Origin of the sequence: Porphyromonas uenonis DSM 23387 = JCM 13868 (assembly GCF_000482365.1) — a bacterium.
Lineage (GTDB): Bacteria > Bacteroidota > Bacteroidia > Bacteroidales > Porphyromonadaceae > Porphyromonas > Porphyromonas uenonis.
On record NZ_KI535308.1, the window covers coordinates 28,245 to 50,456 of the forward strand.

Sequence of the window (22,212 nt, forward strand, 5' to 3'; positions counted from 1 at the left end):
ATCTTGTGAGGCTATTGACTGTAACAGCCTCATATGGTATTGCAAAGGTAATGTTTTCTTTAGACTTACACAGCGTAACGCGAGAAGGCACCTGCCCCAGACGAGGAGCTGATGCCTTCCTTATTATATAGGTATGCCACGAGGGGCGTCGACGCCCGTAGCTTGTGGCGTAGCGTTAGAGTAGGCGAGCCGAGGTGGTCGTATTGGCAGAGATCTCAGTCTGGACACCCCGCACGTTGCCACTACCCTTGAGAGCGACTGTACCGAAGGTATTCTTGATCATACCCGTCTTGCGGTCGAGGACGATGTTGTCTATGGCATTACCCTCAATGACCAAGCCATCTACAGGGGCGGTCGTCTTACCGTTGGTACGGAGCGTATAGTCTGTATCAGATACAGCTACCAGCGTGACGACACCCTCGTAATCTGTACTAGCATCTTCGCCAGAGAAGAGAGGCTCATTGACCGTGAAGGACTCTCCCAGTGCTATCGGCTCTGCAGGGAAGAATGCTGGAGCCTTCGCCAGAGAGGCAACACCCTTCCTGACGAAGTCATCTGCCATCTCTTCCTCAGGCTTATCTAGGGGCTGAAACTTAGCGTCCACCCACAGAGTAACCTTCTGATTGACGATCTTACGTAGCTGAGTGGTCATCTCGTCCTTAGCGTCTGAGTCTGTATCTATATTCATCTCTTGCCCCATAGAGCTGGAGGAGGCTTGCATGCGATCGATGTTGATCTCCATTAGGTAGTTACCATCCTTGATGTCCAGTACCTTATAGGTATAGTTGATGGTCTGGGCTTGCTTGAGCTCCACCTGCTGACCCATCATAGAGAAGGTCATAGGATTGTTGAGCGTCACCTGATAGGTGAAGGTCTGTCCCTTCTTGAGGTTCAGACGTATATCATACTTCTCCTGTGCGAAGACCGAGGTCATCACACCTAGGAGTAGTAGCGTGTGTAGAATAAACTTCTTCATCGCGTATGAGTGTGGACTGTCTGTGATTGCTTAACGCTGTATGCAGTATGCCCTATACAAACCATCTTAGTATACGGCTAGTGGGCATTATACGGAAGCGTTAGAGTAGGCGGATCGAGGTGATCGCGTTTGAGGAGACCTCTGCCTGGACACCCTGTACGTTGCCACTACCCTTCAGAGCCATCGTACCGAAGGTGTTCTTTACCATACCCGTCTTGCGGTCGAGGACGATGTTGTTTATGCCATTGCCCTCTAAGACCAAGCCCTCTACAGTTGTCGTCGTCTTGCCATTGGCACGAAGCGTATAGTCTGTATCAGATACAGCTACCAGTGTGACGACACCCTCATACTGCGTATCAGCATTCTCCCCTGTGAAGAGAGGACTATTGACCGTAAAGGACTCACCCGGTGCTATCGGCTCTGCGGGGTAAAATGAAGGAAACATCGACATAGAGATGACGCCCTTCTTGACTAGGTCATCCACAAGTTCTCCCTCAGGCTCACCTAGAGGCTTAAGCTTAGCGTCCATCCACTGAGTGACCTTCTGATTGACCATCTTACGTAGCTGGCTGGTTGCATCGTCCTTAGCGTCTGAGTCTGTATCCAGATTCATCTCTTGTCCCATAGAGCTGGTAGAGACTTGTATGCGATCAATATTGATCTCCATCAGGTAGTTACCATCCTTGACGTCTAGTACCTTATTGGTATAGTTGATGGTCTGGGCTTGCTTGATCTCCATCTGCTGACCCATCACAGAGATGGTCATAGGATAGTTGAGCGTCATCTGATAGGTGAAGGTCTGCCCCTTCTCCAGGTTCAGACGCAGATCGTACTTCTCCTGTGCGAAGACGGAGGTCATCACACCAAGAAGGAGCAGGGTGGATAGAATAAACTTCTTCATCGCGTATGAGTGTGGACTGTCTATGATTGCTTAACGTCGTGTACAGTATGCCCTAGACAAACCCTTCTTAGTATACGGCTAGTGGGCATTATACGGCAGCGTTAGAGTAGGCGGATTGAGGTGATCGTATTTGAGGCGGCCTCTGCCTGGACACCCTGCACGTTGCCACTACCCTTGAGAGCCATCGTACCGAAGGTATTCTTGATCATACCCGTCTTGCGATCGAGTACGATATTGTCTATGCCATTGCCCTCTATGACCAAGCCCTCAAAAGAAGCGGTCGTCTTACCATTAGCACGGAATGTATAGTCTGTGTCAGATACAGCTACCAGCGTGACGACACCCTCATACTTTGTACTAGCATCTTCACCAGAGAAGAGCGGACTATTGACCGTGAAGGACTCACCCTGTGCTATCGGCTCTGCAGGGAAGAATGCTGGAACCATCGCCATAGTGATGACGCCCTTCTTGACTAGGTCATCTACAGCCTCGCCCTCAGGCTCACCTAGGGGCTTAAGCTTAGCGTCCACCCACTGAGTAACCTTCTGATTGACCATCTTACGTAGCTGATTGGTCATCTCGTCCTTATCGTCTGAGTCTGTATCCACATTCATATTCATCGCCTCTCCCGTAGTACTTGAAGTTGCTTGGACACGATTGATGTTGATCTCCATCAGGTAGTTTCCATCCTTGACATCAAGCACTTTATAGGTATAGGTGATAGTTTGGGTTTGTTTCATCTCCATCTGCTGACCCATCATAGAGATGGTCATAGGATTGTTGGCCGTCACCTGATAGGTGAAAGTCTGTCCCTTCTCTAGGTTCAGACGTAGATCATACTTCTCCTGAGCGAAGACCGAGGTCATCACACCGAGGAGTAGCAGGGTGGATAGGATGAGTTTCTTCATAGTTCTGTTGTGGCTTGATTGTTACGTTGTTTACTTGACGTTGTGCAGATCATGCCCCATACGCACCTTCTTGGTATGCAGATAGTGGGCATTGTACTGATTAGGCTTGATCTCTAGGGGAACGGTCTCCACGACCTTCAGCCCGTAAGCCTCGAGACCGACGCGCTTGACCGGATTATTGGTCATCAGGCGCATCTCGGTCACGCCAATAGCACGAAGTATCTGAGCACCGACACCATAGTCACGCTCGTCAACCTTGTGCCCGAGGTGTAGATTAGCATCGACCGTGTCGAGCCCCTCGTCTTGGAGCTTGTATGCCTTGATCTTGTCCATCAGACCGATGCCACGACCCTCTTGGTTGAGGTAAACGATGACACCAGCACCCTCCTGCTCGATAGTCTCCATAGCTTTGTGCAGTTGCTCTCCGCACTCGCAGCGCAGACTACCGAAGATATCTCCCGTAGCGCAACTACTGTGCATACGTACGAGGGTGGGCTTAGTGGTTGAAATGTCACCCTTGATGAGGGCAATGTGCTCTAATCCGTTGCTCTTCTGGCGAAATGGTATGATGTCAAACATGCCCCACTCTGTCGGGAGCTTGGCTCTCACGCCCTCCTCAACAATGCAGTCCGTCTTGAGGCGGTAAGCGATGAGATCCTCGATGGAGATGATCTTCATATTCCACTGCTTAGCAATCTCCACGAGCTGAGGAAGACGAGCCATCGTACCATCCTCGTTGATGATCTCAATGAGTGCGCCTACAGGCTGGAGACCAGCGAGACGCGCTAGGTCAATAGCCGCCTCTGTGTGGCCAGCACGACGTAGCACACCACGATTGCGCGCACGCAGCGGGTTGACGTGACCTGGACGAGCTAGGTCTGTGGGCTTGGTATTGGGATCTGCTAGCGCCTTGATGGTCATGGCACGATCATACATCGAGACACCCGTCGTACAGCCGTGACCGATGAGGTCGACCGTCACGGTAAAGGGGGTCTCGTGTAGCGATGTATTCTCATGCACCTGCATATTGAGTTCGAGCTGGGCTGCACGGTCCTCGGTGATAGGTGTGCAGAGGACACCCCGCCCGTAGCGCATCATAAAGTTGACCTTCTCGGGCGTTATCAGTTCGGCAGCCGTGATGAAGTCGCCTTCGTTCTCACGATCCTCGTCATCGACAACGATGACAAACTTGCCCACTTTGAAATCTTCGATAGCCTCCTCGATGGAGTTTAGTTTGAAGTCTTGGTTCATATTCTAGGAATACTATATATAAGGAGCAGATCACTCTGTCTGTAACTCGATCTGCTTGACAATATGGTTCAGTATAGGAGGCATCTGCCTCAGTTGCCTCTCGTTGCGCCGTAGAGCGATGGCTAAGTATAGCATCACAGGCAGGGAGACTGGTAGCAAAGGTATACAAATCCAGACATATAGCTTGCGCTGCCAGAGGCTACTTGCCAATGTTTTCCCTAGGAGAGGGATGTTGATGAGCTGTGCGAAGACATACTTGTCGGGATAGTTGTGGAGCGTCTCGACTGTCTCCTCTAGCTGCTCGTAAAGCTGCTGATACGCTGTGGCAAAGTCGGGCAGGCAGTCCAGTCTTAGCCCCTTACTCTGGGCATAAGTCATACCGAGCAGTGCGTCCATCTGACTTTGTAGCTGCCCTATCTCACGTAGCACCTCCTCAGAGGTGGCGGGCTGCATGATAATCTCCTTGTACTCCAGCTGTCTAGCGTAGTTCGGGTGGAAGAAGCGACGGAAGAAGACCACGTAGGCATCGGCATTGAGCGTAGCTGAGTCTCGCGAAGCCTTGTAGGTGAGGAAAGCTCCCAGCGGTAGGATCACGGCACTCGATAGCCACATACCCGCCCAGACAGGGATCTGTCCGCTATTGATCATCTTGAGCCCGAAGGTATCGATGACGTAGTAGATAATGAAGATCAGCACCGCTAAGACCATCGGCGTACCCACGCCTCCCTTGCGTACGATGGCTCCTAGCGGAGCGCCCACAAAGAAGAAGAGCAGACAAGCCACCGGGAAGGTAAACTTGCGGTGCATCTCCTGCGCATTGACACGGTAGTCCGAGGCGGCATCGTCATAGTAAGTGTCGGCTATCTGCACCGACGAGGAGAGGTTGTCGAGCCACTCTAGGGCTTGCTTGTAGCCCATCAACTTATTCTGGTCGGAGGCTCTATCCATTAGCGTATCCAGCGTGTAGTGCGTTGGCGCAGCGTCGCTATACCCTGACACCAGCAGCTCGTCGTGGTCTAGTCGACGTGCGGAGACAATCGCAAAGGGAAGATGCGAGAGTTGATCCTGCTTTAGCCAAGCAGCAGCTTGCAGATTAGCGCCTGGCATCATCGTGCCTAGATCTGCTTGTCCAGGTGGCTGAAGCTTGCTATGTATATCAAAGAGTACGTCGCTCCCCACCTGACGCCCCACACTATCGGTCGCCATGCGGGTACTATCGCTGTAGTTAATGAGCTCTCGAAGGTTCTTGCCGACGAACTGAGACTTGAGGTAGTCATCGCCCATCATCTCAAAGTTGGCATCAAAGGGGATGAAGATCACCTTTTCCGTAAAGTGCTCCTTAATGTAGGAGGCGGGACGCTCATCCGAAGCTTGGCTGCCGGGGATCAGCGTCGTCTGACTACTGAGCTGCTCGAAGCTCTCACCACTTCGGAGCGACATAATAAGGTAGAGCTTGCTGTCGTCCATCAGCAGGCGTCCCGTATCGGCCAGGATGATACGCGGTGCACGCTGCTCCGAGAGGTCATAGATCATCACATTGTATAGCGTGCTCGTTGCCACATCTTTGTCCCCTACGTAGATACTGTAGCCATCGATACCGTTGAAGAAGATCCCCTTCGGTAGCTCTAGCTCTGGACGCGCATAGCGTGCCGAGAAGAGTATCTGATAAACTCGCACACTAGCCTTCTGCACGCCCCTATCTAGATAGACGAAGAGCCCCAGAGCGATGCAGGTCACGAGGATCACCAGTGGCTTCATGATCTTGCTCAGAGGCACTCCCGCCGACTTCATCGCGAGGAGCTCCAGTCGCTCGCCTAGATTGCCGAAGGTCATCAGCGATGCCAGCAAGACTCCCAGCGGGACGGCCGTAGGCAAGACATAGAGCCCTGCGTAGAAGATCACCTCCAGTAGCACCCCCACATCCATACCCTTGCCGACCAAGTCGTCAATATGCTGCCAGAGGAACTGCATCAAGACGACAAACCAACAGATCAAGATGGTCATCAGTAGGAGAGGCAAGAAAGACCTCACCATAAAGATGTACATGATCTTCGGTCGCAGACGCATACCTCTTACTTGCATGATCGTAGGATTAGGTAGCTGTAAGCTTTACTTTAGGAGCTTGCCCTCGCCCTTCAGGTCTGTAAAGAGTCTGTCTAGCACAGCATTGATAAAGGAGGCACTCTTAGCGTTGTCATACACCTTAGCCAGTTCGATGTACTCATTGATCGTCACGACAAGCGCTATATCAGGGCAACTAAGCGCCTCCGCGACAGCCATCTCCATCAGGATCATATCGACCAGCGCCACACGATCCTGCTCCCAGTTATCTAGTCGTGGCGTCAGCATGGCGTCATACTCCTCACGATGTAGGAGCGTCTCCGAGAGTAGCTGATGCGCATAGAGACGATCCCGATCACTGTGAAACATCGGTAGCAGGTCGCCTGGGAGCTCTAAACCATCCTTAGCACCACGGCGCAAGGTCTTCAGCGCAAAGTCTTGTATCGTCACCACAGGCTGATTGGTGAAGGGGATAACACGATAATCGTCCGATCCCTTGAGACGCTCTACCGTTGCCTCCACCTGATCCACAGTAGGCATCTCCTCGACCTCTAGGCGCTCGCAGATAGCGGTCGCATCGGCCCAGTAGAAGGAGTTTGCTGCGAGATGCTCATTGAGCTCCGCTGTGCGAAAGAGTTGCTTGAGTAGATTACCCCAATAGTCACATTGCTCCTGCATAGAGAGCGTGGAGACATCCTCAGGTAGAGCGCTGTAGGAGGGGTCTGTCTCAACCATATTGTAGAGCGTACGGAGCAACTGCTCGTCCTGCTCCCAGCGCCTCTGCATCTCGTCTAGCGGATTCTGTATCTCCGTGCAGCGAGCTATCTCCTTGACGAGGGTCATATCCGAGAGCCTACGAGGAGTCACCTCGTCCGATGACTTGAGGAAGCGCCGCTCACGTATCTCCAAGAGCTCCCTCTGATAGGCTGCAAGCGCACGTATCAGATCTAGTAAATAGTAGTAGAGGTAGTAGGTGTGACGTAGGGAGGTCGTGAGCGACTGGTCCGCTAGAGCCACATCTAGACGACCGCTAGAGATAGACTGGTAAAGTTGCTGGAAGACGCGGATGCGTACGATAGACCGATTGATCATATCACTCTATGGAATAGATGAATATACTAGGAGCAAATGGTTACGAGGAGGGCACTACCCTACTCTGTGTGCGGCCTACGATGGACAAAGTCAAGGCCTCCGCCCTGCTGACCACCCTAGATCCGCCACAAAGGTACAAAAAAGGTATCGGAGACGGTCATCCATGCTCCTTGCGACCAGCGCTTTCCCTAGTAATCGGATGGAACTCGGGCTAGCAAAGGATTTTCATACGGGTGAAACTCCAGTTTCATACGGAGGAAACTCCAGTTTCATACGGAAGAAACTCCAGTTTCATACGGAGGAAACTCCAGTTTCATACGGAGGAAACTCTTATCGATCCTGTGGGTAGGGGGCAAAAGGTCAATGGGTTGAGCGAAAAGCGCTACCTTCGTGCAGTGAAAGCGTCACGAGGCTGTAGACTCTTCTCACACGAACGAATGAAACTTCGCCCAATGCCCATAACGACCGCCACACTAGTACATAACTTTCTGTTTCCACCGAGACATCTCTCTACCGATGCGCTCGCCGAGGCGGTGCAGGGTAAGACGATCCTCATCACGGGGGCTTCGTACGGTATCGGGGAGGCTCTAGCGCATCGTCTCGCTGAGACTGGTGCACACTTGATTCTTGTGGCACGTACGGCTGAGCGACTGAAGGCTCTAGCAGATGACCTGACGACGACGGCAGCCTCTGTGCGGTGGCGGAGCGTGGATCTGAGAGTTGAAGAAGAGGTCGCAGATCTGATCGCATGGGTACGAGGGAACTATTCACAGCTAGATGCGCTAATACTCAATGCGGGGAAGTCGATACACCGTGCCTTCTACGACTCACTAGATAGGTATCACGATGTGACTAGAACGATCACAACGAACTACACCAGCTCCGCACAACTCATCATGGGTCTGGCCACGCTCTTACCCCATGGTAGCGGTCAGATCATCGCTTCTAATGCGGCTAGCACCTTGATGCCTCCAGCTCCAGGGTGGTCTGCTTATCAAGCCTCCAAGAGCGCTTTAGACAGCTATCTACGAGCTATTCGTCCAGAGCTACGACAGAGAGGGGTCGTGGTATCACTGCTTTACCTGCCCCTAGTACGCACGCGGATGATCGCACCGACTGAGATGTACCGCTCTGCGCCAGCACTCACGCCCGAAGAGGCGGCCGAGCGTATAGCTAGCCTACTCTGTAGTCGACAAGCTAGCTTTATCCCGTGGTGGGTACGGTTAGCTCGTCCGTTTATGCCTCTCTTGCGTCCAGTTGTTCAGTCTATTGCTATGCGTCATCTATGAGTCGAAGCTTACTGCACAAACTATATCGCCTGCACCTGCTCTCACCGAGCGGGATCGCGCGCTTGCTCCATGCGCTATGGCGTGAGGGCGTCAACCTGATGGCAGTGACTCGCTTTGCCGCACACTACTATCCCTCTATGCTAGCTGTCGCTGATGAGAGGCAAAGCTACACTTACCAGAAGCTTCATGTCAAAGCTAGAGCTTGGGCTGGAGTCCTCTACGAGCGAGGTTGGCGACGAGGCATGCGCTGCGCACTGCTAGGACGCAACTCGTCAGAGATGGTGATCGCCTCTCTAGCTCTCTCTCGTCTCGGGGTACACATATATTATATGAGTACTGATCTAAGCAAAGAACAGGTAAAGCAACTGTGTCAAGAGCGACAGATAGAGACGGCTCTCGTGCAGGAGGAGTATGCCGACCGAATGCCTAGCGAGCTAGCTGTCAAGCTACTGGAAGACTTGAGCGAGAGCGATGAAAGTCTCTGTAAAGGGCGCATCCCGAAAGGTCGCGGAGGACGTATCATCGTCCTAACAGGTGGCTCCTCGGGTCACTACAAGGTGGCTGCACGTAAGCCTAGTGTGACCGCTTTCCTGCATCCTTTCTTTGCCTTGCTCAGAGAGATCCGACTAGATGAGTGTCGATCGGTTTACATCGCCCCACCACTGTACCACGGCTTTGGCTTAGCTTCGCTGATTGTAGCTCTGGTGATGGGGCGGAGCGTTTATCTAAGCAAACGCTTCGACCCTCAGTCTGCTACACGACTACTCTCGGAGCACTCCATCGAAGTACTCATAGCAGTACCACTGATGCTACGACGACTGATCAACGAGTCGCCAAGCGAAATACAATCGTTACAACGTATCCTCTCGGGTGGGGCTCCGCTCGATGCACCACTAGTGAGAGCTGTAGAGCAGCATTGGGGAGCTGTGCTCTACAATCTATATGGTACGAGCGAGGCTGGCTTCTTTATACTGGCGACGCCTGAGATCCTGCACGAAGCACCCCTAGCGCTGGGCAAGCCTATACGTGGTGTGCGATGCAAGATCGTCAGACCTGATAGCCAAGGGGTAGGTGTGCTAGCCGTCCGTAGTGGCTGGGCTATGGACGACCGCAAGGGTAACTGGCAGGAGACTGGCGATCTAGCATGGATGGACGAGAGCGGAGTGCTCTTCCTGCGAGGACGAGCCGACTCAATGATTCTGTCGGGTGGCGAAAATGCTTACCCAGAGGTACTCCGCGAAGCTTTAGCAGCCCTTGATGCGGTGAAGGATGTGGCTGTGATAGCCTATCCAGATCTAGAGTTTGGTGCACGGCTGGCAGCATTCGTTGTACTAAAGGAGGGTTATAGCTCTACCTCAGAGGAGGAGGATCTACGGCTTCTACTCTCAGCAAAGCTTCCTCGCTACCAAATGCCTGGAAGGATCATACGCTTAGCAGTGCTGCCACGACTGGAGAATGGTAAGGTGGCAGAGGGTACACTCAGAGAGATGATGGAGATAACAGCACAAGCAGAGGAGCGTTATGAAGGTCGTGCGTAGTAGGTGGATCCCCTTTAGGGGCTTCACAGCGATCAATCTCTTCGGGGTCATCTTCGTTCGCAAAGATCTCCCCGAGGAGTACCTGACGAATACGCGTTGGCTGGAGACCATCGTGCGTCATGAGCGTATCCACACCCGTCAGATGCTGGAGCTACTGGTGCTTCCTTTTTACCTCCTATATATAATGGAGTGGCTGGTGCGTCTCGCTATCTGTCGCAATGCCGATCGAGCCTACCGCTCTATCTCGTTCGAGCAGGAGGCTTACGACCACCAGGACGACCCGACGTACGGCCAGCGGAGGAGGCCTTATGCCTTCCTACGGTACTGGCGGTCCTAAATTCTTTTTTCGTACCTTTGCAACCGTCTAGCGAGAGAAGCATCGCCCAGATGGCGGAATTGGTAGACGCGTCGGTCTCAAACACCGATGGGGTTAAACCTGTGCCGGTTCGATCCCGGCTCTGGGCACAAAAATAAGAGCGAAGGCTAAGCGGTCAAGTCAACCACTTAGCCTTCGCTCTCTAATTTCTAATCTCTAAAGTCTAACCTCTAAAGTCTAATCTCTAGCTTTCTTCTTATATTTGCACCTAGCAAACGATAGACAACTCACATGCAGCGCAAAGATCCTAAGCCTCTAGGGGAAATCATATCCGACTGGCTCTCCGAGAGCCCAGAGGTAGACCAAGGGCTCCTCGAGCTCAAGGCGCTCCAATACTTGCGCACACGCTTCTACCCGCTCAGACGACAGATACGTGAGCTATCAATCTCAGACCATACACTGCGGATGCGCATCACCTCGGCTAGCCTGCGACAAGAGATACAGCTCACGCAGCATCAGCTCATAGAGCAGATCAATGCGCACCTACAGTACGACCTTATAGACGAAATCATAATCCGATGAAGCAGAGACTCGCTTACTTCTTTCACACTGGCAAACAGACGCTCCTGACTACGTTACTTTTGCTCCCGCTACTCCTCAGCAGTAGTTGTAGCAAGGTCCGAGAGGGGGTCTTTGGCTCTACCCCACTACTTGTAGACTATGTGGATGTGCATCAGGGTACGTGGGATGCCGAGCATAGCGAAGAGATATTTCCCATCGTACAGCTCCCTCATAGTCTGTTGCGTATCATCCCGTTCAAGGAGAGCTTGCGATCGGCTCGGATCAAGGGTCTACCGCTCTACACGCCAGATATAGATGGTCGCCCGCTCTTCTACCTAATCCCCGAGAGTGCCCATGCCAATCAAGACCCTTCGGGGAGGCTCAGCTTCGACTTTCAGGAGATTACCCCGTACAGCTATCACCTTTACCTCGATGAGCTGCAGGTCAATGTGGACTTTTCGCTTACCTCTATGAGTGGTCTCTATGATCTCTCCTCACGCGACTACAATGGTAGCGATGCGCACCAGCTCTCCTTATATATAGACCGTCGCGACTCAACCACCTGGGAGCAAGTGGCCGATGATGCACTCACGGCTGAGGTCTCCTACGGGGGCACCACGCCGACACGCATCTACCTATACTTTCAGCTCAATACGAATATCGAGCAGATGACGAGTACCATATCCCCCAGCGACACAAGCTATGAGTGCCTCACACTACGACTACAGAAGCCCAATAAGCGAATCGTAGCCAAGTACGGTATATCGCTCATCAGTTGCGAGCAAGCTAAGCGAAACTTAACCACACAGATCCAAAGCTTCGAGTACTCTCCACTGGTCAAGGCTGCCCGTAACGAATGGCAGAAGAGCCTGCGCAAAGTGGAGGTCTCTGGTGGCACGGAGGTGGACATGCGTAAGTTTTACACCGCTCTATACCGCTCGCACCTATGGCCCGTCAGCATCTCCGAGGATGGACAGTACTACTCCCCTATTGATGACTCGGTGCATAGCGATGAAGGGATCACACAGTACAGCCAAGATGACCTGAGCTACACCTACGAGACCAACTATCCCCTGCTGATGCTCTATGAGCCAGATATGATGCATGCAGTTATCGTCTCCTACCTACGAGCTATACGTGATTCAGGGGGACGGCTCCTGAAGACGCTCGATCTAGGTAGTGTGATCTACACGGAGGAGTCACCACTCCTCTTCCTGCTCACGGATGCACTCGCCAAGGGGCTCCTCGACGAAGATATCAGACAAGCCTTTGAGGTACTCCGCACCGCCATCGATGCCGACCCTGAGCGACGCTCTGGCTACAAGCTCTGGAGCCTCTCACAGCTTGCCAATAGTCTCGGATACACGGCTCTCGCTCGAGAGTACTCAGAGCTGAGCGATACCTATGTGCCAGTGACTGGCAGGCTCTCGGCGCAGCAAGTCGCCTCCATCCTAGAGCATCCGAGTGACTCGGCACCTATACTACTACCCGAGGGACAGATCAATATCGATAGTCTCTTCAGCAGTTCGCTACACTCGCTCAATGTCAATCCCGATCTCTTCGCTTTCCTCTTTACCTACAACTTGATGGGTCGTCCACACGATGCGCAGAAGTTCGTCCGTCACACCATCGACTACTTCTTTGGGGTCGGTTCTTTCGGCTATCCAGGTCCTGACGACTACGGCTCTCTGAGCGCATCGCTGGTCTTCGCTATGATGGGCTTATACCCTGTAGCACCAGGCATCGACGGCTACTCGATTGTCGCACCTGTCTTCAATGAGATCAACATTGATATGGGTGGTGGGCGCCACCTCACGATCAAAGCGAAGGGGGCCTCTCAAGTCAATAAGTATATCTCAGATCTCACCATCGGAGGGCGACCCCATACCGTTTACTGGGTCAAGCACAGCCAGATAGCCGGCGGTGGTACCATCTCAATGTTCCTCTCCGATGCGGACAATTGACCACTTCAACCTTCGACCCCTTGCATATCTGATAGAAATGTTGTAAGTTAGTGGCGAATTAAGGAAACACATACAAATCATTAAGTGCATACAGTTATGGCAAAGGAAACAATCTCATTCAACGAACTGCGTCGCATCAAGGATAGCCTACCTGATGGCTCGATGCACAAGATTGCAGAGCAACTAGGTCTCCGTGTAGACACCGTCAGAAACTACTTCGGAGGGGCTAACTACGAAGATGGTCGTGGTGCTGGAGTACACATCGAGGCAGGTCCCGATGGTGGTATCGTAGTCATTGATGACAACACCATCCTCAATCAGGCTCGTACCATCATAGGCGAGGAGCCTGTCCTCTAAAGAAAAAGCTTGCAACAGTCAGTGGCCTACCAGTCACTGACTGCTCTTCTCACACCCTATCACAAAGTTGTCGCCACCCGAGCGACACCACACGATTACATTAACCATTATCACCACATCTATGCCACAAGACAAAGACCAGTCCAAGCTGGTGACTGTAGCTATACACACCTACGAGAAGGCGCAGATCCTCCAGAGCCTGCTCGAAAGTCAAGGCATACCAGCTACACTACACAATGTCAATACGGTACAGCCTGTATTCTCGACAGGGGTACGAGTACGTATCGCAGAGCGTGACCTGCCTCGCGCACTAGCCTACATAGAGGATCTCAAGTGGGATCTAGACGAGGCATACGATGTCCTGCAGGAGAAGTCCGACCTAGCCAACGAATCACCCGACACGGCTCACGTCGCTGCATACAAAGGGTATGTGCTCATCCCTGTGGACTTCAGCTCTTATACGGACAAGATCGTCAAGCTCGGCTTCCACTTTGCAGCACGCCGAGAGCTACACGTGCTACTCATGCACGTATATACGGGCACAATGCCTCAGATGAACTTCCCCTATGGTGACTTTACCGCACTGCTACCACAGATACAGGAAGCTTCGCAACAGGAGGCAGGAAAAGCTGAGCGTCAGATGACTGAGCTCTCGAAGGAGATCGATGCCAAGATGGCTGACGGCTCACTACCCCAGGTCACCTACCGCACCACCATCCGTGACGGCATCCCTGCCGACGAGATCCTACGCTATGCTAAGCGTAACCTCCCCGCCATCATCATCATGGGTACACGAGGCAAAACAGAGGATAGCGACTACATCGTCGGTAGTGTCGCTGCCGAAATCATTGATCGAGCACAAGCTCCCGTCCTGGTAGTCCCTGAGAAGGTTGCTATCGACGACCTCATGCAGGTCAAGCATGTAGGCGTGGCGACCAGCTTCGACCAGAGAGACCTCGTACTCTTCGATCAGATGATGCAACTGATGAAGCCCCTAGCGCCAGAGTATAGACTCTTCAACGTGTCACGCTCTGAGGGTAAGTGGGGAGACGTACAGCTACAAGCCATTCAAGGGTACAATAAGCAGCAGTACCCCGAGGCGCACATCGAGTGGACCAAGCTAAACGAAGGAGAGCTCTATGCCGCTCTAGAGGAGTTTGTCGCAAAGCATCAAGTCGAGCTCATTGTGGTCAATACCTACAAGCGACGTGTACTCGCCAAGCTCTTTAATCCGACGATGGCTCGGCGCATGCTCTTCCACGCTGGGACACCTATCCTCGTGATGCACAGCAATTCATCTAGGTAAAAGACCCTACTAGCTGGAGGACAGCTATAGATACAATGAGAGCTCCGTAAGTCTAACTTGCGGAGCTCTCTTTGTGTACGAAGTCCTCGGATAGCAGACAGGGCTGACGCATCATAATCAGCCCTTTAGAAGCCACACATGACGATAACTAGGGGATACGTGGTTTGAATATCGCTACAGAGTGGCTACAGGACCTCGCTGATTACACCTTCTCCCCGAAGAATGGAATTCCTACCTAGGAATTTGCCAAATAAGTACCTAGGAATTTGCCCATTTCCTACGTAGGAAATAAAAAATACTTCGGAGGAATCAAATGAAACTTCGGAGGAAGCGAAAGTGTTTTTATAAACGTCTCGTTTATAGAGCGATGCGAATGTTGTGAAACATCGTGTAGCCATTTTGTAGCCAAACAGGCACTTTCAAAGACCTCGGTGGAAGGAGGTAGAAACTATCTCTTCATCACAAGGGCAAATATACAACTTATTTTCCAAATAGACAAGAGGTTCCCCCTTAATCTTGGGGCATCTACAGTTTATTACAGCGACTATGCGTACCTTTGCGATGAAGAACTGACAACTTCAAGTGGGGAGATGTGATACCTGACGCTCTTATTTTCGAATACTTTGAGTCCATTATATACGTAAGCTCCAAAGAGACAGAATAATATGTCTAAAAAGATTGGGTTAAAGACCAGAATTTTAGGGCTACCTATAGGGGAAAACGGCAGAACTGAGAAAGCGGAAAATAAAGGTGGAAAAATTTGGTGTGTCAGATGTTTTTGGTATCTTTGTAATAGAGATGAAGAGAAATCTCTTGATTACAAACAGCAAGAGAGACAGCAATTTAGACAACCAACAAACTGAAATAGAGATATGAATACGACAAAGAAATGGAGCCTTGTAGCAGTGTTATGTGGACTGTTCACGATAACTCTCCTAACCGCTTGTGGCGGTGGTACGCGCAATGAGCCAAACCCTAATAATAAGGGTAATCACAACAATGCAGATAAAGTTACCGAACACACCATTGAGCATGTTTTTATGTTTGAGGCAAATAGTCCTGTTGATTTTACGTGGCGAGGTGGAGCATTTGCTTACAAAATAGACCTGCGATTTAATGGAAAAGAAGTCGGATACGCATTAGCTTCAGAAATTTCAGAAGAAGACATAACACACGGACATTACGTTGTGACTGCAAAACTACAAGACGATGGACAAAACATTTCTGAAGAAGGAACATTGGAGTCCATTTTTCAGATACATATACCAGGCGATGCAGATAGTGACTATCTGCTGAATAAGACAAAAAATTCTCTTACGTACACGATAGAGGAAAGAATTGATGGGGAAACAATAAAAAAGGAAAGCAAAACAATCGTCCTTGATTACGACAATAGCAGTAATGTCGTGAATATCGTTTCTAATGTCAAATTCTAGCAAGAAAGTAGATAAACCCAAATAGAGGGATATGAATACGACAAAGAAATGGAGCCTTTTGGCAGTGTTATGTGGACTGTTCACAATAACTCTTCTAACCGCTTGTGGCGGTGGTACGCGCAATGAGCCAAACCCTAATAAGGGTAATGAAACGAATAACGAAAACGAGGAGGTCATTCCTATTGAGCAAACACTAACATTAAAGTCCGATAGACCTATAATGTTTGACTGCTTTGCATTTGGGGTCTTTACGCTCTATGTAAATGGTGTTGACAAAGGGACATCGTATATTTCGTCTGATGAGCGAGATTCAGAAGAGGGGAACTTGGTTGTTCCAGCGAATACACTAAAAACGTATCACTTCACAACTGCTCCACACCCATATAGTCCAAGTACACCAATGGAGCTAACCTTGAATTTTAGCTTTGAAGCTAAAGACCAACGTTTTAAAGACCCTAACAAACCTTTCGACTTACCGCAACCTATTGAGACTACGGTCACATTTACTTGGCAAGAAAAGATAAACAAAAAGGTGACAAGAGAGGAAAGTAAGACTATAATCCTTTCTGAAGATAATGGGTGGAGCTATAAAAGCAGAGAATACAGTACAAAGTCAAAGTAAACGCAACCATAGAAATAGAAAATAGAATAAACACGGGCGGTAGAAAACCTCTATCGCTCGTGTTTTGTGTTTTATCTCTTTACGAGATGGAGACGCACTTGACTCGCAGTTAGTGAGAACAGGAGCTGGGACACAAAGGCTCAACGCTTAAAACCGACAAACCACATACCCAACGAGCCTATTTTCCCAACTCCTGACATTCTCTTATATGAAATCAACAGAGATCTTCTATACTATATAAAGACCTACTCAAGGACAGTAAAGAAGTCCGTGAAGCTATTCCAAAACGATTTTTCAGCCATACCTAGAAGTTGCAAAGTGCGAATAGGTTGATCTGAATAAGGGGCACGCATCATAGCGAGCATAAGAAATAGAGGCTTGCGGTCGGTGCGACCATAGTCAGGAGAGCTGGGATCTGATATACTAACGTTTGGTAAGACGACAACAATAAAGCCATCGGACGTGCCATAGGCGACTGAGTGAGATAGAGCTGTATAGTCAGCCTTAACCCCACGCCCTTTAGCCTTGTCTCGCATAGCCCAAAGGACGAAATTCTGACGGTCGCCATAAACGGCTCCATCTAGAGGGGTGACTAGCGGGACAAACTTGCCATCGCCTTTTTCCGAATCCCACTGTGTCAGACGGAAGAAAAACTTAGAACCCTCATTGTGGCTGTAAATCAATTTGACAATCATACGTGAGGGTACGTAGGTGGTCTTGTCAGAAGAGTACTGCTTCCCATTGATAATGATAGACTTGGTGACACCAGTCTCAGGTAGCCCTTTGACAGGTAAGTCAGAGGCAGGTACGACAAAGCAACCATTCTTGTCGGTCTGGTATCTCTTGTCAGGTATACGGGGTAAGCCACTAATAGTGGCGAAGGGAACTGGCACAGAATCGGGGGAGAGACACTGATAGAGACAAGCTCCATCTTCTATACGTACGCCATTGGCGACCACCGTTTTCTTTTCGTTTGTTGTGGGATCAGTATAAGTCACCTCTGGAGACTTGCTAATGAGTAATACTTCGTACTTGCCTTGCTTTTTGAGGGCTGGGACAAGAACTCCGTCGGGATATTGGGGAGTAATAGGAGCAGGAGGTGCTGGGACTGGAGTTTTTACCCCGTCGATGTAGTAGTACCCATCAACTATAGTTACCACAGGTTTATGTCCAGGCTTGATAACAATACCAGTGTCCGCCCCATTGATATAGTAATTACCATTTTCTCCGAGAGCTACGTCTCCTATTGGTGGAATACTGCTCTCGTCAGGTTGGGGGTGGACAGGTACGGAGGTTTTTACTCCATCAAGGTAGTAGTACCCGTCAACTATAGTCACTACAGGCGTGTGATTAGGGTCTGTAATAGCAATGCCGGTGTCAAAGCCATTGATATAGTAATTACCATTTTCTCCGTGAGTAACAACTGCCGATGAATCAGAAGGGCTGTCTCCTCCCCCAACTGAATTATCAGACAAGTTAAACTCTAATACTAGATTTTGCTCCTGACCAGCGTCATCAGACACGACCAATTCGATGGTGTGCTGATTACCCTCTTTAGGAGTATAATATAGGCGGAAGTCGCCTACGGCTAAGTCGTAATTATCGTTGTCGGCAAGCTCAACACCACCAACATTCAGTAGGAGGCATCCCTTGCCGCTACGTTGAAACTTACGTATGTAGTACTTGCGAGTGACAAAGAGCTTCTGTGGAGTGAGCTTACATCTCACCTCCACTGCCTGCCCTTTAGTCGCATCTTGATGGTATGGCATCAGCTCTACCTCAAAGGGGTAGACCTCCTGCACATCAACCTCTCTAGAGCAAGCTCCTAGTAGCATTGCTAGCAGGATCGGTAGGATAAAGTATCTATTCATAGTCTGTAGTTTTAGAAGTTAAATCGGAAGCCCATTGTGGCTAGAGGCCGAAATAGGTTAAGCTGGGAGCCGACTAAGAAGTTTCCATCACCACGTATCGTCAGGAGCCAATTGTCTGTAAGAAAGATTTCTGCTGATAGATGAGCAGAGCCTCCATAGACAAAGTGGGAGCGAGAGCGTATGGTGGCTCCATTGCTTAGGTCATACTGTCGTCTATTAACGTCCTCGTAGCCACATAGCGCAGACAAGCCAGCGTAAAGCAGGAAGGTGTGGGTGTAGTCAGAGAGTATTGGGTACATATAGCCAGCTTTGAAGAGGTAATCCTCTACAGGTATAGAGTAGCTATTGGTCAAAGCATCAGAATAGGATCTCTTGTCGTGACTATACTCCATTCCTACCACGAGGTAGTCAGCGTGGAAGAAGTAGTGCGTATAGTCTATCCGAGCCGACCAATTGCCCCATTGGACAAATGGAGTCTCGTTGGTTAGCGGTACCCCACCCGATAGAATTAATCCATCTTGGTGGGGTATGGCACGTTGTGCCTTGCTTACACTTGGCAGAGCCAACAGTAATAGGCACAACAAAGCTACAGGAAGGCTAGTCAGCCTCCCATAGCGTATCGGATTATTGATTGTCATAGTCATAAATCAGGGGACTAAAAGCGTAGTTCGAGGTCATCAATAGCTCTAGCCCTTACGAGGTCTTTATTGTCTACTGTAAAGGTTAGGGTGCGACCTCCATTAAGCTCGTGGAGGGATATTTCGAGGATTTTACCCTCAGGTAGTGAAAACGCTTCGAGAGCGTATATCGAGCGCAACTCGCTCTTAGGAGCAACAACAGCAAGGTCGTTGTAAGCTCGTAGTGGCTGGAGGATAGTTTCCTGTATAGCTGTCTGCTTTGTCACCGCCTTGTCTACTACCTTGAAGGTTACGTAGTCAATCTGGTAACGCATATTGGTTGTGTTGCGAATAGAGGTGTGGAAGTAGAGTAAGCCGTTGTGGGTATAAACCCCTTTGAGACCAAACTGCATACCAAACTGCTTGGCAGATATATGCTTGACTAGTCGCTTGTTCTGCTTGTGTATCGTAGACATAAGTAGTCGTACCAATGTTGGGGTCTCATTGCCAAGCTCCTTGAAGTATATATCCGCCTTATTCGACGGTAGATTACCCTCACTGGCGTGCAGGAAGTCCACCATCTCTAGAGACAGCTTCTCAGGCTCGTTGGCATACTTCACGTTAAAAACATAAAAAGAGCCATCGTTGCAAATTACAGACAGATTGGTCTCTGTCTCAAAGTCCTTGACAGACGCTTTGACGCGAAGAACATTTTCTGCACTTTCTGCCCTACTAGCGACTATGTTAGCACTCCCTAAGTCTACATAGCGTATTGGCGCAGGGAAGATAAGATGTGAGGTCTTGTCGAAGGTAACCTCTAGTCCATAGGGGATAACGGTACGACCATCAGGCATACCTCTAGTCAAGCCTTGATACAGGTCGCCTGACGACTGAGCGTGAGCGGTGGAGAAGGCGCCAGCTCCTAGTGTCAGGAGGGCGAAAATGATAGAGAATAAAGTCTTGTTCATTGTATTGTTGATGTTTGGATATTGGACGATTGAATGCTTCCAACCGAGGAACCGAAGAGTTCCAACGGAGGAACTAAAAAGTTCCTCCCGAGGAATTTCCACATTCCACGGAGGGAAAGAGATTAGCCTTGCTGAGATTTGTCATAGAGGTAGAGCTGATAGCCAGCCTTAATCTTGATTTTCACCTCACCTGCCTTCGAACGCAAATAATTGCCTCCTGAGCGTATGAGACCGTTTGAGACGTTAGCTAAGATTTGATCCTTACCACTTTGCTGTATAGAAATACCTCCCGTGGCAGTCTCTGCTAGTCCCTCTCCAAGAGCCTTAAGACCTACAGCTTCGGTGCTTAGCGGGACATAAAGTCCCTCTTGCCCATTGAGATCAAAGGCGGATAAGTCTACTCCTATAATCCGCTCTTTATACTCGATGGAGGTGACTTTGAGCTGTAGTCGATTACCCGAGAGGTTTGACTTAGCCACTATGATAGTCCCTTTAGGTACCATCACAGAGCCTATCTGTATATCCTCCATAAGACGCATTTTGACATCATCGCCTAGCTTGATGGTCTTGGTCTCATCGATGATAGCTCGCATCGTGTTCTTGGCAACAGCCTCACTACGCAACGAGCCTACAGATGTGGTAAAGCGGTTCTGTAGCAAAGCCTCGTGCGCCTGCTGGCTAGAGGCATCTCTACCTGATTGAGATAGTGTAGAGACCACTGAGGTGTCTACAGTCTTGGCACCAACAGCGTCAAAGCTGACTGGAGCATTGGGATCCTTTGGAGGTTCAGGAGCGGGAGCAGGGGGTGCTGGCTTATAAGCATTGTTGTATATATCGTTTGCAGCGATCTGCCTATCCTTGATTTCACCTAGCTGGGTAAGATACTCACGCTCTTCGGCTAGGTCTTGTTTTTCACGCTCTAGCGAAACTAGTTGCTCTTCGAGGCGAGATATACGATCTTCCTCCTCTTGCTCACGAGCAAACTGAGCATACATCTCTTGAGAAGACTGATACCCCTCATCATCGTAAGGGTCGTACTCCTCATTGCGGGTATAGCGACGACTTGTATATTCAATAGAATCATCGGCATTGTCCTGCTCGTCATAGAGCCGTTGGAGTCGTGGATCGACTTGCTCCTCATCAAGACTGACAAGGTCTGATCCCTTATAGGCTGATAACTTATCCTCAGGGAGCTTGGCTACATCAGCGTCAGGGACATTGGTGATGAGCTGTCCATTACCGCCTTTATCCTCCTTATTGAGGTAAGGACGAAGTATCATATACAATGCTCCGACAAAGATGACGGAGATAATGGCCATCACTAGCCATTGCTTGAGCTTAGCCTTGTCAGGAGCTTTCTTGTTTGTATCCATATCATTTAATGATGTTGATTGTGATTACTAGAAGAAAAACAGCTAGGTAGACACCCATAGAGATAAACGTTAGTCGTTTACGCTCTTCTGGCGTTAGCTTGTCACACCACGCTTTGAGTCGGTTGATCTGTTTTTTCACCCAACCAAACTTTTCATTTTCAGGCATGGTACTGGCACTACCGGGGGAGGGTACGTCTTGTTTCATTGTTGATTACTCTAAACTTAGTGATTAGGAAGCCCTGTGGGTTGCGGTCACTACGTACCGTGTTGAGTAGGGAGCAGGCGGTCACAAGCGATCGCTCTGTAACATTGCTCCTACGATAAATAGTCTGTGTGCCGTAGACAACAGCCTCATAGGGGTAGACATTAAAGTCACAGGAGATAGAATCCACCGTCAACACCTGAGAAGTGTTTGTCGAGATGAGACGATTATAATACTTCTCCTCTTGCAAGTCGGTGTAGTAGTTATAAGCAGATTCGTCTGCCATATCCAACGCACGACTGATATTGCTCTGTATCGCTTGCGATTCAGGAGCCAGTGTAAAGAACAATTCGTGAAATCGTCTGAGATGCTCACGAGCCTCTACAGGACGATTAGCTTCTACATCTTGCGACAGCGCAAGGATTAGAGACTTGCCTTGGTCAAGGACATAGATCTTCTCCCGTTGCTTATTCGCAAAGCTATAAGCACTTACGAGAGAGCTTATAGCAACGCCCATACACAATAGTGCAAAGACTATTGTGTACAGACGTATGCGCTTGAAGCTACTCTCTATATTGCGTAGGCTCTTGAACTCCATACAGC

At 49.9% G+C, this 22,212-nt stretch carries 22 protein-coding genes and 1 tRNA gene; 12 read left to right on the plus strand and 11 right to left on the minus strand.

All coding sequences use genetic code 11. From position 1 onward, the window contains the following. Window positions 1-175: 175 nt before the first annotated feature. From L215_RS0106715 to L215_RS0106740, 6 genes are all read right to left on the minus strand, one after another. Window positions 176-976 carry a DUF6263 family protein gene (locus tag L215_RS0106715; protein ID WP_025882689.1) on the minus strand — a complete coding sequence of 267 codons (801 nt, stop codon included), beginning with the start codon at window positions 974-976 and terminating at the stop codon, window positions 176-178. Window positions 977-1,076: 100 nt separating this feature from the next. Then, on the minus strand, window positions 1,077-1,877 hold the full coding sequence (locus L215_RS0106720; protein WP_027451531.1) for a DUF6263 family protein: 801 nt from the start codon (window positions 1,875-1,877) through the stop codon (window positions 1,077-1,079). A gap of 101 nt (window positions 1,878-1,978) precedes the next feature. Then, on the minus strand, window positions 1,979-2,785 hold the full coding sequence (locus L215_RS0106725) for a hypothetical protein (protein WP_025882690.1): 807 nt from the start codon (window positions 2,783-2,785) through the stop codon (window positions 1,979-1,981). Between the two features lie 30 nt (window positions 2,786-2,815). Continuing rightward, window positions 2,816-4,036 carry a bifunctional 3,4-dihydroxy-2-butanone-4-phosphate synthase/GTP cyclohydrolase II gene (locus L215_RS0106730; RefSeq protein ID WP_025882691.1) on the minus strand — a complete coding sequence of 407 codons (1,221 nt, stop codon included), beginning with the start codon at window positions 4,034-4,036 and terminating at the stop codon, window positions 2,816-2,818. A 30-nt stretch (window positions 4,037-4,066) separates the two neighbouring features. Continuing rightward, entirely contained in the window at window positions 4,067-6,118 is a 2,052-nt protein-coding gene (locus L215_RS0106735; RefSeq protein ID WP_238296161.1) for an LptF/LptG family permease, read from the minus strand. Between the two features lie 27 nt (window positions 6,119-6,145). Continuing rightward, window positions 6,146-7,189 carry a transcription antitermination protein NusB gene (locus tag L215_RS0106740; protein WP_025882693.1) on the minus strand — a complete coding sequence of 348 codons (1,044 nt, stop codon included), beginning with the start codon at window positions 7,187-7,189 and terminating at the stop codon, window positions 6,146-6,148. A gap of 17 nt (window positions 7,190-7,206) precedes the next feature. Here L215_RS0106740 and L215_RS10100 point away from each other — a divergent pair, with 17 nt between their 5' ends. From L215_RS10100 to L215_RS0106790, 12 genes are all read left to right on the plus strand, one after another. Beyond that, window positions 7,207-7,404: a hypothetical protein gene (locus L215_RS10100; RefSeq protein WP_154657860.1), complete on the plus strand. Its 198-nt coding sequence runs from the start codon at window positions 7,207-7,209 to the stop codon at window positions 7,402-7,404. A gap of 222 nt (window positions 7,405-7,626) precedes the next feature. Continuing rightward, a complete protein-coding gene (locus tag L215_RS09400; protein WP_238296162.1) occupies window positions 7,627-8,478 on the plus strand; it encodes an SDR family NAD(P)-dependent oxidoreductase in 852 nt (283 codons plus the stop codon). Then, window positions 8,475-10,016: an AMP-binding protein gene (locus tag L215_RS0106750; RefSeq protein ID WP_025882695.1), complete on the plus strand. Its 1,542-nt coding sequence runs from the start codon at window positions 8,475-8,477 to the stop codon at window positions 10,014-10,016. Before L215_RS09400 ends, L215_RS0106750 begins: the two co-directional genes overlap by 4 nt. Beyond that, on the plus strand, window positions 10,000-10,353 hold the full coding sequence (locus tag L215_RS0106755; protein ID WP_025882696.1) for a hypothetical protein: 354 nt from the start codon (window positions 10,000-10,002) through the stop codon (window positions 10,351-10,353). Before L215_RS0106750 ends, L215_RS0106755 begins: the two co-directional genes overlap by 17 nt. Window positions 10,354-10,397: 44 nt before the next feature. After that, window positions 10,398-10,481, plus strand: a tRNA-Leu gene (locus L215_RS0106760). Between the two features lie 142 nt (window positions 10,482-10,623). Beyond that, window positions 10,624-10,914 (plus strand): DciA family protein, encoded by a 291-nt coding sequence (locus tag L215_RS0106765; protein ID WP_025882697.1) that lies wholly within the window; start codon window positions 10,624-10,626, stop codon window positions 10,912-10,914. Continuing rightward, window positions 10,911-12,857, plus strand: a complete 1,947-nt coding sequence (locus tag L215_RS0106770) for a glycoside hydrolase domain-containing protein (protein ID WP_027451532.1) — start codon at window positions 10,911-10,913, stop codon at window positions 12,855-12,857. The genes L215_RS0106765 and L215_RS0106770 overlap by 4 nt, the downstream gene beginning before the upstream one ends. A gap of 96 nt (window positions 12,858-12,953) precedes the next feature. Then, window positions 12,954-13,214 (plus strand): hypothetical protein, encoded by a 261-nt coding sequence (locus L215_RS0106775; protein ID WP_007365048.1) that lies wholly within the window; start codon window positions 12,954-12,956, stop codon window positions 13,212-13,214. A gap of 121 nt (window positions 13,215-13,335) precedes the next feature. After that, window positions 13,336-14,520, plus strand: a complete 1,185-nt coding sequence (locus tag L215_RS0106780) for a universal stress protein (RefSeq protein ID WP_027451533.1) — start codon at window positions 13,336-13,338, stop codon at window positions 14,518-14,520. Window positions 14,521-15,185: 665 nt separating this feature from the next. Then, window positions 15,186-15,383, plus strand: a complete 198-nt coding sequence (locus L215_RS10105; protein WP_154657861.1) for a hypothetical protein — start codon at window positions 15,186-15,188, stop codon at window positions 15,381-15,383. Between the two features lie 9 nt (window positions 15,384-15,392). Further along, window positions 15,393-15,956, plus strand: a complete 564-nt coding sequence (locus L215_RS0106785) for a hypothetical protein (protein WP_025882698.1) — start codon at window positions 15,393-15,395, stop codon at window positions 15,954-15,956. A gap of 31 nt (window positions 15,957-15,987) precedes the next feature. Beyond that, on the plus strand, window positions 15,988-16,578 hold the full coding sequence (locus tag L215_RS0106790) for a hypothetical protein (protein ID WP_025882699.1): 591 nt from the start codon (window positions 15,988-15,990) through the stop codon (window positions 16,576-16,578). Between the two features lie 245 nt (window positions 16,579-16,823). Here the strand turns inward: L215_RS0106790 and L215_RS09620 are convergent, their stop codons facing one another. From L215_RS09620 to traK, 5 genes are all read right to left on the minus strand, one after another. Then, on the minus strand, window positions 16,824-18,449 hold the full coding sequence (locus L215_RS09620) for a TraQ conjugal transfer family protein (RefSeq protein ID WP_052343477.1): 1,626 nt from the start codon (window positions 18,447-18,449) through the stop codon (window positions 16,824-16,826). An 11-nt stretch (window positions 18,450-18,460) separates the two neighbouring features. Next, a complete protein-coding gene (locus L215_RS09890) occupies window positions 18,461-19,087 on the minus strand; it encodes a conjugal transfer protein TraO (protein ID WP_244869677.1) in 627 nt (208 codons plus the stop codon). Window positions 19,088-19,104: 17 nt separating this feature from the next. After that, on the minus strand, window positions 19,105-20,034 hold the full coding sequence (gene traN / locus L215_RS0106805) for a conjugative transposon protein TraN (RefSeq protein ID WP_025882703.1): 930 nt from the start codon (window positions 20,032-20,034) through the stop codon (window positions 19,105-19,107). Window positions 20,035-20,156: 122 nt separating this feature from the next. Beyond that, complete coding sequence (gene traM, locus L215_RS09410; protein ID WP_025882705.1) at window positions 20,157-21,407, minus strand: conjugative transposon protein TraM; 1,251 nt, start codon at window positions 21,405-21,407, stop codon at window positions 20,157-20,159. Between the two features lie 176 nt (window positions 21,408-21,583). After that, entirely contained in the window at window positions 21,584-22,207 is a 624-nt protein-coding gene (traK, locus tag L215_RS0106820; protein ID WP_025882707.1) for a conjugative transposon protein TraK, read from the minus strand. Window positions 22,208-22,212 lie beyond the last annotated feature (5 nt).

Coding starts and splice junctions, on each gene's coding strand:
- L215_RS0106715 (WP_025882689.1), bottom strand. CDS start 976: ATGAAGAAGTTTATTCTACACACGCTACTACTCCTAGGTGTGATGACC.
- L215_RS0106720 (WP_027451531.1), bottom strand. CDS start 1,877: ATGAAGAAGTTTATTCTATCCACCCTGCTCCTTCTTGGTGTGATGACC.
- L215_RS0106725 (WP_025882690.1), bottom strand. CDS start 2,785: ATGAAGAAACTCATCCTATCCACCCTGCTACTCCTCGGTGTGATGACC.
- L215_RS0106730 (WP_025882691.1), bottom strand. CDS start 4,036: ATGAACCAAGACTTCAAACTAAACTCCATCGAGGAGGCTATCGAAGAT.
- L215_RS0106735 (WP_238296161.1), bottom strand. CDS start 6,118: ATGCAAGTAAGAGGTATGCGTCTGCGACCGAAGATCATGTACATCTTT.
- L215_RS0106740 (WP_025882693.1), bottom strand. CDS start 7,189: ATGATCAATCGGTCTATCGTACGCATCCGCGTCTTCCAGCAACTTTAC.
- L215_RS10100 (WP_154657860.1), top strand. CDS start 7,207: ATGAATATACTAGGAGCAAATGGTTACGAGGAGGGCACTACCCTACTC.
- L215_RS09400 (WP_238296162.1), top strand. CDS start 7,627: ATGAAACTTCGCCCAATGCCCATAACGACCGCCACACTAGTACATAAC.
- L215_RS0106750 (WP_025882695.1), top strand. CDS start 8,475: ATGAGTCGAAGCTTACTGCACAAACTATATCGCCTGCACCTGCTCTCA.
- L215_RS0106755 (WP_025882696.1), top strand. CDS start 10,000: ATGAAGGTCGTGCGTAGTAGGTGGATCCCCTTTAGGGGCTTCACAGCG.
- L215_RS0106765 (WP_025882697.1), top strand. CDS start 10,624: ATGCAGCGCAAAGATCCTAAGCCTCTAGGGGAAATCATATCCGACTGG.
- L215_RS0106770 (WP_027451532.1), top strand. CDS start 10,911: ATGAAGCAGAGACTCGCTTACTTCTTTCACACTGGCAAACAGACGCTC.
- L215_RS0106775 (WP_007365048.1), top strand. CDS start 12,954: ATGGCAAAGGAAACAATCTCATTCAACGAACTGCGTCGCATCAAGGAT.
- L215_RS0106780 (WP_027451533.1), top strand. CDS start 13,336: ATGCCACAAGACAAAGACCAGTCCAAGCTGGTGACTGTAGCTATACAC.
- L215_RS10105 (WP_154657861.1), top strand. CDS start 15,186: ATGTCTAAAAAGATTGGGTTAAAGACCAGAATTTTAGGGCTACCTATA.
- L215_RS0106785 (WP_025882698.1), top strand. CDS start 15,393: ATGAATACGACAAAGAAATGGAGCCTTGTAGCAGTGTTATGTGGACTG.
- L215_RS0106790 (WP_025882699.1), top strand. CDS start 15,988: ATGAATACGACAAAGAAATGGAGCCTTTTGGCAGTGTTATGTGGACTG.
- L215_RS09620 (WP_052343477.1), bottom strand. CDS start 18,449: ATGAATAGATACTTTATCCTACCGATCCTGCTAGCAATGCTACTAGGA.
- L215_RS09890 (WP_244869677.1), bottom strand. CDS start 19,087: ATGACAATCAATAATCCGATACGCTATGGGAGGCTGACTAGCCTTCCT.
- traN (WP_025882703.1), bottom strand. CDS start 20,034: ATGAACAAGACTTTATTCTCTATCATTTTCGCCCTCCTGACACTAGGA.
- traM (WP_025882705.1), bottom strand. CDS start 21,407: ATGGATACAAACAAGAAAGCTCCTGACAAGGCTAAGCTCAAGCAATGG.
- traK (WP_025882707.1), bottom strand. CDS start 22,207: ATGGAGTTCAAGAGCCTACGCAATATAGAGAGTAGCTTCAAGCGCATA.